The following is a 255-nucleotide window of genomic DNA, read 5'->3' on the forward strand; positions in this document are numbered from 1 at the left end:
CTGCGTCGATTAACGTTGCGCAGGAAACCTTGGTCTTTCGGCGTGGATGTTTTTCACACCCATTATCGTTACTCATGTCAGCATTCGCACTTGTGATACCTCCAGCAAGCTTCTCAACTCACCTTCACAGGCTTACACAACGCTCCTCTACCGCTCATCCAGAGGATGAACCCGTAGCTTCGGTGTATGGTTTGAGCCCCGTTACATCTTCCGCGCAGGCCGACTCGACTAGTGAGCTATTACGCTTTCTTTAAA

General features: G+C 50.2%; 1 rRNA gene. It reads right to left on the minus strand.

The window, feature by feature from the left end:
* A 23S ribosomal RNA gene (locus VQ643_RS16415) occupies positions 1–255 on the minus strand; the annotation flags it as partial.

It is taken from the genome of Pseudomonas sp. F1_0610 (assembly GCF_047470865.1).
GTDB lineage: Bacteria > Pseudomonadota > Gammaproteobacteria > Pseudomonadales > Pseudomonadaceae > JAZDRH01.